Source organism: Stenotrophomonas sp. YIM B13575 (assembly GCF_042787595.1).
GTDB lineage: Bacteria > Pseudomonadota > Gammaproteobacteria > Xanthomonadales > Xanthomonadaceae > Stenotrophomonas > Stenotrophomonas lactitubi_B.
Genome location: NZ_JBHZOP010000049.1, coordinates 1 through 10,385, shown reverse-complemented (window position 1 = coordinate 10,385; position 10,385 = coordinate 1). Strand labels below are relative to the sequence as shown.

11 protein-coding genes are annotated in these 10,385 nt (G+C 64.5%); 8 read left to right on the top strand and 3 right to left on the bottom strand.

From position 1 onward, the window contains the following. Positions 1-88 precede the first annotated feature (88 nt). From ACFX4F_RS09270 to ykgO, 3 genes are all read right to left on the bottom strand, one after another. Complete coding sequence (locus ACFX4F_RS09270) at positions 89-1,126, bottom strand: agmatine/peptidylarginine deiminase (RefSeq protein ID WP_380654432.1); 1,038 nt, start codon at positions 1,124-1,126, stop codon at positions 89-91. A gap of 39 nt (positions 1,127-1,165) precedes the next feature. Next, entirely contained in the window at positions 1,166-1,495 is a 330-nt protein-coding gene (locus ACFX4F_RS09265; RefSeq protein WP_380654429.1) for a hypothetical protein, read from the bottom strand. A 146-nt stretch (positions 1,496-1,641) separates the two neighbouring features. Beyond that, the gene (gene ykgO, locus ACFX4F_RS09260) at positions 1,642-1,767 is read right to left on the bottom strand and encodes a type B 50S ribosomal protein L36 (RefSeq protein ID WP_005409283.1); all 126 of its coding nucleotides are present in this window, start codon (positions 1,765-1,767) and stop codon (positions 1,642-1,644) included. A 197-nt stretch (positions 1,768-1,964) separates the two neighbouring features. Here ykgO and cmk point away from each other — a divergent pair, with 197 nt between their 5' ends. The 8 genes from cmk to galU all read left to right on the top strand — a co-directional run bounded on the left by cmk (position 1,965) and on the right by galU (position 10,256). Next, positions 1,965-2,642, top strand: a complete 678-nt coding sequence (gene cmk / locus ACFX4F_RS09255; RefSeq protein WP_032977572.1) for a (d)CMP kinase — start codon at positions 1,965-1,967, stop codon at positions 2,640-2,642. Positions 2,643-2,843: 201 nt separating this feature from the next. Further along, on the top strand, positions 2,844-4,529 hold the full coding sequence (gene rpsA, locus ACFX4F_RS09250; protein ID WP_025875032.1) for a 30S ribosomal protein S1: 1,686 nt from the start codon (positions 2,844-2,846) through the stop codon (positions 4,527-4,529). 89 nt (positions 4,530-4,618) lie between these two features. Continuing rightward, a complete protein-coding gene (locus tag ACFX4F_RS09245; protein WP_005409286.1) occupies positions 4,619-4,924 on the top strand; it encodes an integration host factor subunit beta in 306 nt (101 codons plus the stop codon). A gap of 77 nt (positions 4,925-5,001) precedes the next feature. After that, on the top strand, positions 5,002-5,286 hold the full coding sequence (locus ACFX4F_RS09240; RefSeq protein WP_025875021.1) for a lipopolysaccharide assembly protein LapA domain-containing protein: 285 nt from the start codon (positions 5,002-5,004) through the stop codon (positions 5,284-5,286). 6 nt (positions 5,287-5,292) lie between these two features. Next, entirely contained in the window at positions 5,293-6,471 is a 1,179-nt protein-coding gene (gene lapB, locus ACFX4F_RS09235; RefSeq protein ID WP_032977571.1) for a lipopolysaccharide assembly protein LapB, read from the top strand. 3 nt (positions 6,472-6,474) lie between these two features. Continuing rightward, positions 6,475-7,452, top strand: coding sequence for a glycosyltransferase family 4 protein (locus ACFX4F_RS09230; protein WP_380654422.1), 978 nt, complete (start codon positions 6,475-6,477; stop codon positions 7,450-7,452). 15 nt (positions 7,453-7,467) lie between these two features. After that, complete coding sequence (locus tag ACFX4F_RS09225) at positions 7,468-9,381, top strand: nucleoside-diphosphate sugar epimerase/dehydratase (RefSeq protein WP_165787289.1); 1,914 nt, start codon at positions 7,468-7,470, stop codon at positions 9,379-9,381. Continuing rightward, positions 9,378-10,256, top strand: a complete 879-nt coding sequence (galU, locus tag ACFX4F_RS09220) for a UTP--glucose-1-phosphate uridylyltransferase GalU (RefSeq protein ID WP_380654419.1) — start codon at positions 9,378-9,380, stop codon at positions 10,254-10,256. The genes ACFX4F_RS09225 and galU overlap by 4 nt, the downstream gene beginning before the upstream one ends. Positions 10,257-10,385: the final 129 nt, after the last annotated feature.

Here is a 10,385-nt window from a genome sequence, read left to right as displayed (position 1 = left end):
GCATGCAACCGGTAGCGCCGGGCCATGCCCGGCGGATTCTGCAGATGCCGCCGCGCTCGCCGGGCATGGCCCGGCGCTACCGCGTGGATTACGCCTTCAACAGCCCGGCCGGCAGCTGCATGGTGATGCAGTGCAGGCTGCCGTTCTGCCAGATCAGCGAGCGGCAAGGCACCTGCACGATCTCGCGGCCCGGATGGGCCTGTGCCAGCACATCGCGGGCCAGGTCGTCGGCCGGGTCGCCATAGGCCGGCATCAGCACCGCGCCGTTGACGATCAGGTAATTGGCATACGAAGCAGCCAGGCGGCGGCCTTCATCGATCACCGGCTTTGCCCACGGCAACGGGAACAGTCGGTACGGCTGGCCGTCACGCGTGCGCAGCGCGGCCAGCTCGGCGCCCATCGCCTGCAGCTCGGCGTAATGCGAGTCGCTGGCGTCGTCGCAGGCCTGGTAGACGATGCTGTCGGCCGAGGCGAAGCGGGCGAGGGTGTCAATATGGGCGTCGGTGTCGTCGCCTTCCAGGTAGCCATGATCCAGCCACAGCACGCGTTCCTGCTGCAGCCAGTCGGCCAGGTCGGCGCTGAGGCTGTCGCGGTCGCGGTCCGGGTGGCGCTCGTGCAGGCACTTCCAGGTGGTCAGCAGGGTGCCTTCACCATCGGTCTCGATGCCGCCGCCTTCCAGTGCGAACGGAATGCTGCGCACCGTCGCGTCGTTGAACACGCCGGCCTGGTCGAGCACGCCGACCAGCTGGTCATCGAGGGTGGCATCGAACTTGCCGCCCCAGCCGGTGAAGCGGAAGTCCAGCAGCTGGAAGCTGCCGTCGGCGCGGCGCAGGGTGATCGGGCCCGAATCACGCAGCCAGGTATCGTCGTACGCGGCGGTGGTGAAGTGGACCTTGTCCATGTCGATGCGGTTGGAGCGCAGCCGCATCTCGGCATAGGTCTCCACGTCATCGTCGGCCACGCAGATCAGCACCGGCTGGAAGCGGGTGATCGCCGCAACCAGGGCGATGTAGGTCTCTTCCACCTGGCCCAGGCGCTCGGCCCAGTCGGTGTCGGCGGTGGGCCAGGCAATCAGGACGCCGCTCTGGGCTTCCCATTCGGCAGGAAAACGAAGGGTCTGGTTCATGGTCTCGCTACACGCGCCCGCAGGTGGCGGGCATGGGGGTCAACGGATCGGCGGCTTGGGGCCGATTTCGTTCGGATCCGCCTGGTTTGCCACCACGTCGATCACCTTCTGCTTCTCGAAGTAGACGGTGAACTGCGGGTACACCCAGCGGTGGATGGTCGGCCATTGCCGTTTCTGTCCGCCGCGCGGCTGCAGCTGCTCTGCCGGCGCGCCGAACTGGGACTGCACCTGCTGCATGCTCTGGCCGCGGACGGGCAGGGCGCCGGCCGGCTTTTCGCGGGCGCGGTCGACAAGCAGGGTATCGGCCAGCGCCGGGGTGCCGGCAGCCAGGGTGGCCAGTACGGCCAGGGTGCACAGGTAACGCGTCATCTCGATCTACTCCCCAGTGGTCAAGAACAGCGATTACAGCAAAAACGGCAGGAAAAAACCGCATAAACAAAAAACCGCCCGAAGGCGGCTTTTTGCATCGGGTCGGCCCCGCGTGGGGCCAGCCGCGGTCACGAGGACCGTTGGGCTTAGCGCTGACGCGCCTTGAAACGCGGGTTCGACTTGCAGATGACGAAGATCTTGCCACGACGACGCACGACCTTGCAGTCACGGTGACGGGCCTTCGCCGACTTCAGGGAGGACAGAACTTTCATGGCATACCTCGGCGTAAACAGTAGTTGTTCGGGTGGAGCGTGGCCGCGATATGCGAAAGACAATCGGCAGTGGACGCTCGTTCAAGCCCGCCATTCTACCGGGCTTTTCCCCATGGTTTCAAGTGGTTGCACAAAAGGCCCGTTGCGGGGTGTCTGGCAGGGGCTAGAATGCCCCCTTCACACGCGCAAGGACCCCCATGAATCCACTCGTTCCCGTCCTGACCATCGACGGCCCGTCAGGGGCCGGCAAGGGTACCATCAGCCGCATCGTGGCGCGCCGGTTGGGCTGGCACTACCTGGATTCGGGTGCGCTGTACCGCGCCGTCGGCGTGGCGGCCAGCTGGGCCGACATCGACACCTCCGATGCCTCCGCGCTGGTGCGCTGCACCTTTGATACCCATGTCCAGTTCGTCGAGCAGGGCGATGCCATGCGGGTCCTGGTCAATGGCACCGATGCCACCGACGAGCTGCGGCTGGAGACCACCGGAGCGCTGGCGTCGGCCATTGCCGCCATTCCCGAGGTCCGGGCCGCCCTGAAGGAGCGCCAGCGCGCATTCAGGATGGAGCCGGGGCTGGTCGCCGACGGCCGCGACATGGGCACCGTCATCTTCCCCGACGCCCCATATAAGGTCTTCCTGACCGCCAGTGCCGAGGAGCGCGCCGAGCGCCGGCATAAGCAGTTGAAAGACAAGGGGGTTTCTGTTAACTTTGAAGACCTCCTGCGCGAGATCATGGCCCGCGACGCCCGTGATGCTCAGCGTACCGTGGCGCCCCTGAAGCCGGCAGACGATGCTGTCCTCATCGACACCACAGGCATCGGCATCGAAGATGTCGTTGCCAGAGTGATGGATCTGCTTCCGGTTCCGGCTGCCTGATCCGTTCGCGCGGGAGCTCTGCCAGCAGCATCGGCGGAGGTCGCGCATCTGCAGTGCTGTAAAAGCTCCGTCGCGCAATGATGCGTGGCGGTTTTCCTACTTCCACACACGACCTGCATTTCCGGGGTCGACCAACAGGCGGGCGGCAGCCATTCCCTGAAGGGAAGCCAGCCGACCCATGTGTCCAACAGAGTAAATCTAATGACCGAATCATTTGCCGAACTGTTTGAAGCCAGCCAGGCCAACCTGGCCAAGCTGAAGCCGGGCGCCATCGTCAGCGGTACCGTTGTTGAAGTCCGCGGCGACGTCGTGGTGATCAACGCCGGGCTGAAGTCGGAAGGCATCGTGCCGATCGAACAGTTCCGTAACGACGCTGGCGAAATCGATGTTGCCGAAGGCGACATCGTCAAGGTCGCCCTCGACTCGATCGAGAACGGCTTCGGTGAAACCGTCCTGTCGCGCGAGAAGGCCAAGCGCGCGATGGTGTGGGACGAGCTGGAAGAAGCGTTGGAAAAGAACGAAACCATCACCGGCCGCATCAGCGGCAAGGTCAAGGGTGGTTTCACCGTGGACATCAAGGATGTCCGCGCCTTCCTGCCGGGTTCCCTGGTCGATGTGCGCCCCGTGCGCGATCCGGCCTACCTGGAAGGCAAGGAGCTGGAATTCAAGCTCATCAAGCTTGACCGCAAGCGCAACAACGTCGTGGTCTCGCGCCGCGCTGTCGTCGAAAGCGAGCACTCGGAAGAGCGCGAGCAGCTGATGGACAAGCTGCAGGAAGGCGCGATCCTGAAGGGTGTCGTCAAGAACCTGACCGATTACGGCGCATTCGTGGACCTGGGCGGTATCGACGGCCTGCTGCACATCACCGACATGGCATGGAAGCGCGTGCGCCATCCGTCCGAAGTCGTGAACGTCGGCGACGAGCTGGACGTGCGCGTGCTGAAGTTCGACCGCGAGCGCAACCGCGTTTCGCTGGGCCTGAAGCAGCTGGGCGAAGATCCGTGGGATAACATCGCCCGTCGTTACCCGGCCAACAGCCGCGTGTTCGGCAAGGTCTCCAACGTCACCGATTACGGCGCATTCGTCGAAATCGAGCCGGGCGTCGAAGGTCTGGTGCACGTTTCCGAGATGGATTGGACCAACAAGAACGTCAACCCGTCCAAGGTTGTGCAGGTCGGTGACGAAGTTGAAGTCATGGTCCTGGACGTCGACGAGGAGCGTCGCCGCATCTCGCTGGGCATGAAGCAGGTTGCCGCCAATCCGTGGGAAACCTTCGCTGCCACCCACAAGAAGGGTGACAAGGTGTCGGGCCAGATCAAGTCGATCACCGATTTCGGCATCTTCATTGGCCTGGACGGCGGCATCGACGGCCTGGTTCACCTGTCCGACATCAGCTGGGCGACCACTGGCGAAGACATCGTTCGCAACTTCAAGAAGGGCGACAACCTGGACGCAGTGGTCCTGGCCGTCGATCCGGAGCGCGAGCGCATCTCGCTGGGCGTCAAGCAGCTGGAGCAGGATCCGTTCGGCCAGTACATGGCGACCAATCCGAAGGGCTCCAAGGTCGAAGGCGTGGTGAAGGAAGTCGACGCCAAGGGCGCGATCATCGAGCTGTCCGACGGCATCGAAGGTTATGTTGCAGCTCGCGACATCGCCAACGAGCGTGTGGACGACGCGACCCAGCACCTGAAGGTCGGCGACAAGGTTGAAGCCAAGTTCGTGGGCATGGATCGCAAGGGTCGTACCCTGCAGCTGTCGATCAAGGCCAAGGACGACGCTGAAATGCGCGAAGTGCTGGAGGAATACCAGTCCTCTTCGGCTTCCAGCGGCACCACCCAGCTGGGCGCGCTGCTGCGTGCACAGCTGAACGGCAACAAGTCCGAGTAATATCGGCCTTACGCTGTTCGTTGTTTCCTGGACGGCCCGGGCACTGCCCGGGCCGTTTCAGGCTGAGATGCCCCTGATGTGAGCCGGTAATGACCAAATCCGAACTGATCGAAATCCTCGCGCGCCGGCAGGCGCACCTGAAGGCCGATGATGTCGATCTGGCGGTCAAGTCATTGCTGGAAATGATGGGGGGCTCACTGTCGGCCGGCGATCGCATCGAGATCCGCGGCTTTGGCAGCTTTTCGCTGCACTACCGTCCGCCGCGCCTGGGTCGCAACCCGAAGACCGGCGAATCGGTTGCCCTGCCGGGCAAGCATGTCCCTCATTTCAAGCCAGGCAAGGAATTGCGCGAGCGGGTCAGCAGTGTGCTGCCGCTGGACGCAGATCCGGCCTGAGCCATCCGTCGCGCGACTTCGTGCGAATCCCACCACGAGTCGGATAAGCTACGGCCTCCTGCCAATGGAGCTGTCGCATGAAAGTTTTTCGTCTGCTGGTCCTGCTGGCGGTTCTGATCCTTGGTCTGATCATCGGTGCGGTCAACATGACGGCCATGTCGATCAACCTGCTGTTTACCCAATTGAACACGTCCGTCGGCGTGGCGCTGATTGCCGCCCTGCTGATCGGTGTCGTGGTCGGTGCTGGCCTGGTGTTGGTAAGCGTGGTCATTCCGCTCTACAGCCAGCTGCGACGTGCCAACAAGTCGGCGGCTGCACCGTCGGCGCCGGTGGCCCCCTCCCAATCGTTTGATGGACGTTGATCGAAGATGGAATTCGTTTCCGAGTGGTTCTGGTTCTTCCTCTGTCTTCCGTTGGCGGCCCTGGCCGGCTGGGTGATCGGACGCCGCGGCGGTCAACGCCACGGTGACAACCAGGTCAGCCACCTGTCCAGCACCTACTTCCGTGGCCTGAACTACCTGCTCAACGAGCAGCCGGACAAGGCCATCGAACTGTTCCTGCACATCGCCGAGCTGGACAAGGAAACCTTCGAGACCCAGGTCGCGTTGGGCCATCTGTTCCGCCGCCGTGGCGAAGTGGACCGCGCGATCCGTCTGCACCAGGGCCTGGTCAACCGCCAGGACCTGAGCGACGCGCAGCGCGTGCAGGCCCTGCTGGCGCTGGGCGAGGACTACATGAAGTCCGGTCTGCTGGACCGTGCCGAAACGGTGTTCACCGAGCTGGCGCAGCTGGACCAGCGCGCACCGCAGGCGCTCAAGCACCTGATCGGCATCTACCAGGCCGAGCGTGACTGGGAAAAGGCGATCGACAACGCCACCCGCTTCGAAGATGTCACCGGCGAGCCGATGGGCAAGCTGATCGGGCAGTTCGAATGCGAGCTCGCCGAGCGCTTCCGTGGCGCGGGCAAGCTGGAAGAGGCGAGGGCGGCCATTGCCCGTGCCTACCAGGCCGATGCCATGTCGGTCCGTGCCGGCATCATCGAGGGCCGCCTGGAAACCGACGCAGGCAACGCCGAGGCCGCCGTGCGTGCCTTCGAGCGTGCAGCCCGCAACGATCCGGAGTACCTGCCGGAAGTGCTGCCGGCGCTGATGGAGAATTACCGCAAGGTTGGCGACCTGGGTGGCGCGCGCGCCTTCCTGTCCGAGATGACCGAGCATTACCGCGGCATCGCCCCGGTGCTGGCGCTGACCCGCCTGATGGAAGAGCAGGAGGGTGTCGCACCTGCCCGCGCCTATCTGGGCCGCCAGCTCAAGGATCGCCCGTCGGTGCGTGGCGAATCGGCGCTGATCGACCTCACCCTGGCCGAGGGCGCGGATTCCACTGCGACCCTGCACGACCTCAAGCACATCACCGACCAGTTGCTGGTGCGCAATCCGGCCTACCGCTGCACCCGCTGCGGATTCGGCGCGCGTACCCACCACTGGCAATGCCCCAGCTGCAAGGAGTGGGGCACGGTCAAGCCGCTGTTGAATTACGCGGTGCTCTGAACCATGCCGTGGCTTGTGATGGCGGCGCTGCTGGGCCTGGCCCTGCTCAGCGCAGCGTTGACCTGGGCGGCGCGCGTGTATGCCCTGCGCAGGCAGTTGCTGGACCAGCCCGGCGAGCGCCGCAGCCACAGTGTGGCCACCCCGCGTGGCGGCGGCATCGCCATCGTGATCACCCTGTTGGTTGCTGCGGCCGTAGCAGCCTGCGTCTGGCCGGTTGCCGCCCCCAGTCTGGCCGTCGCCAGCCTGGGTCTGCTGCTGGTCGCCGGCATTGGCTGGTGGGATGACCATCGGCCGCTGCCGGCCATGCGCCGGTTGCTGGTGCACTTCCTCGCCGCCGCCTTGCTGGCGGGGCTGGTCAAGATGCATGGCGGCAGCTGGCTGTTGAGCCTGCTGGTGCTGTTCTTCACCGCCTCGCTGATCAACATCTGGAACTTCATGGATGGCATCAACGGGATTGCCAGCAGCCAGGCAGTCATCGTTGCGCTCGGCTTTGCCACCGTGCTGCCCTGGCCCTATTCGCTGGTGGCCGTTGTTCTTGGCCTGGCCTGCCTGGGTTTTCTGCCATTCAATTTCCCGCAGGCGCGGATCTTCATGGGCGATGTCGGTAGTGGCGCGCTGGGCTATGCCGTGGCCGTGGTGCTGGCCGTCGCTGCAGTGCACACCGACATCAACTGGATCCTGCTGCTGCTGCCGTTGTCTGCATTCCTTGTGGACGCGGGCTTCACGCTGTTGGCGCGCATGCTTTCCGGGCAACGCTGGATGGAACCCCACACCCAGCATGTCTACCAGCGCGCGGTGCAGGCAGGAGCCAGCCATGCGCAGGTGACAGGGATGTACTTTGTTTTGGGCCTGTTCAGTATTACAGTGTTCAATATCTGCACCAATTTGCAGCCGAGGTGGGAGGCTGCCGTAGCGGTCGCGTGGTTTGCCGCGCTGACCCTGCTGTGGCTCCTCCTGCGCAATGGATTGCGCCACCGATAAGGAATTACTCGATCTATGTCTTCACCCTGGCGGGACAGAATCCTCGGCCTGATGCCGCGTACGGCCATCGTCTGCCACGACTTGTTCATGGTATGGGCCTGTTGGCAGCTGCTGCATGCGGGTCGTTACTCGATCCTCGCCGACGCTCCCGCACTGCCGCTGTGGAACGTTGACACCACGCTGGTGCTGGCGCTGCAGGGTCTGGTGTTCTGGCGTATCGGCCTCTATCGCGGGCTGTGGCGCTTCGCCAGCGTCAGCGACCTGCTGAACATCTTCAAGGCCAGCTTCATCGGCCTGATCGCCATCGTTCTGGTGCTGGCCTGGAAGCGCTTCAACGGCGTGCCGATGTCGGTGCTGGTGATCTATCCGTTCGCGTTGTCGGCACTGCTGGGCGCACCGCGCCTGCTGTACCGGGCGTGGAAGGACTACCAGTCGCTGCAGTCCGACTCGACCGCGCGCCGCGTGCTGATTCTCGGCGCCGGCCAGGCCGCTGAAACGCTGGTGCGCGACCTGCGCCGATCCGGCAATTTCGAGCCGGTCGGCCTGCTCGATGATGCACCGCACCTGCGTGGCGCAAAGCTGCAGAGCCTGCCGATCCTGGGCACGCTGGACGACGCACCGGCGGTGGCCCGTGAGACCGCGGCCAAGCTGCTGGTGATCGCCATGCCCTCGCTGGATGCCGTCGGCATGCAGCGCGTGGTGGCCATCTGCGAGAGCACCGGCATTCCGTTCCGCACCGTGCCCAAGCTCAGCGACATCCTGCAGGGACAGTCGCTGCCGGGCCAGTTGAAGGAAGTGGCGATCGAGGACCTGCTCGGGCGCAAGCCGATCATGCCGGACTGGAACCTCATCCGCGGCTGGTTGGGCGGGCGCACGGTGATGGTCACCGGTGCCGGTGGCTCGATCGGCTCCGAGCTGTGTCGCCAGTGTGCGCGCCATGGTGCCGGTCGTATCGTGCTGCTGGAGATCAGTGAGCTGCTGCTGTTGACCATCGAGGGCGAGCTGCGCCGCAGCTTCCCCGATGTCGAGATCGAAGCCGTGCTCGGTGACTGTGGCGACCCCGCAGTGATCCGTCATGCGCTGTCGCTGCACCCGGTCGACACCGCCTTCCATGCGGCGGCGTACAAGCATGTGCCGGTGCTGGAGCGTCAGCTGCGCGAAGCCGTGCGCAACAACATCCTGGCCACCGAAAACGTGGCCCGCGCCTGCCTGGAAGCCCGTGTCGAGCACTTTGTGTTCATTTCGACCGACAAGGCGGTGGACCCGGTCAATGCGCTGGGCGCCAGCAAGCGCTATGCGGAGATGATCTGCCAGAGCCTGGACCAGAAGTCCACGCACACCCGTTTCGTGACCGTCCGCTTCGGCAACGTGCTGGCATCGGCCGGCAGCGTGGTGCCGTTGTTCCGCGAGCAGATCCTCAAGGGCGGGCCGGTCACGGTGACCGACCCGGAGGTCAGCCGCTATTTCATGACCATTCCCGAGGCGTGCCAGCTGATCCTGCAGGCGGCCGCGTCGGCGTCGCACGGCGCGATCTACACCTTGGACATGGGCGAGCCCGTGCCGATCCGGGTGCTGGCCGAACAGATGATCCGCCTGGCCGGCAAGCAGCCGTACAAGGACATCCCGATCATCTACACCGGCATGCGCCCGGGCGAGAAGCTGCACGAGACGCTGTTCTATTCCGACGAGGACTACCGGCCGACCGCGCACCCGAAGATCCTGGAAGCCGGCGTACGTGCGTTCTCGCGTGACATCGTGCTGGGCAACGTGCCGAAGCTGCGCGAGGCGATTGCCCGGTACGACATCGATACGATCCAGGAAATCCTGTTCGCGACCATGCCGGAATTCTCGCCAATCGAACAGGATGCTTACATTTCATCCGCTAAGGTTGTGCCCTTTCCGGCACGTGAGGCCAGCAGGCACCAATGAGCAAGCGCATTCGCAAGGCGGTATTTCCAGTAGCAGGTCTGGGCACGCGTTTTCTTCCGGCAACCAAGACGGTGCCGAAGGAAATGCTGCCGATCATCGATCGGCCGCTGATCCAGTACGCCGTGGATGAGGCGATCGAGGCGGGCTGTGACACCCTGGTGTTCATCACCAACCGTTACAAGCACGCTGTCGCCGACTATTTCGACAAGGCCTACGAGCTGGAGCAGAAGCTCGAGCGCGCGGGCAAACACGAACAGCTGGAGCTGATCCGCCATGTGCTGCCGGAAGGCGTGCGCGCGATCTTCGTCACCCAGGCCGAGGCACTGGGCCTGGGCCACGCGGTGCTGTGCGCCAAGGCGGTCATCGGTGACGAGCCGTTCGCGGTGCTGCTGCCGGACGACCTGATCTGGAATCGTGGCGACGGTGCGCTGAAGCAGATGGCCGACCTCAACGAGGCCAGTGGCGCCAGCGTCATCGCGGTTGAAGACGTGCCGCACGACAAGACCGCCAGTTACGGCATCGTCGCCACCGACACCTTCGATGGCCGCAAGGGCCGCATTTCGCAGATCGTGGAGAAGCCCAAGCCGGAGGACGCGCCGAGCGATCTGGCGGTGGTGGGGCGCTACGTGCTGAGCCCGAAGATCTTCGAGCTGCTTGAGCAGACCCGGACCGGTGCCGGTGGCGAGATCCAGCTGACCGATGCGATCGCCGAGCTGCTGAAGACCGACGAGGTCGATGCCTATCGTTTCGAAGGCACCCGTTTCGACTGCGGCACCCATCTGGGGCTGGTCGAGGCGACGATCCGCTTTGCGCTGGACAACCCGAAGCTGGCCGGCCCGGCGCGGGAGAAGCTGGCGGCGATGCTGGCGGAATAAGGGTTTTCGAGCGTTCCGTTCGCGCTTTGATTGATACGTGATGGGCGGGACGGGTGGGCCTTTGCAGGACACGCCGTAAACCCGTCCCTGGGGGCTCGTTGGCGCCATCCATGGCGCCAACGGTCCTGC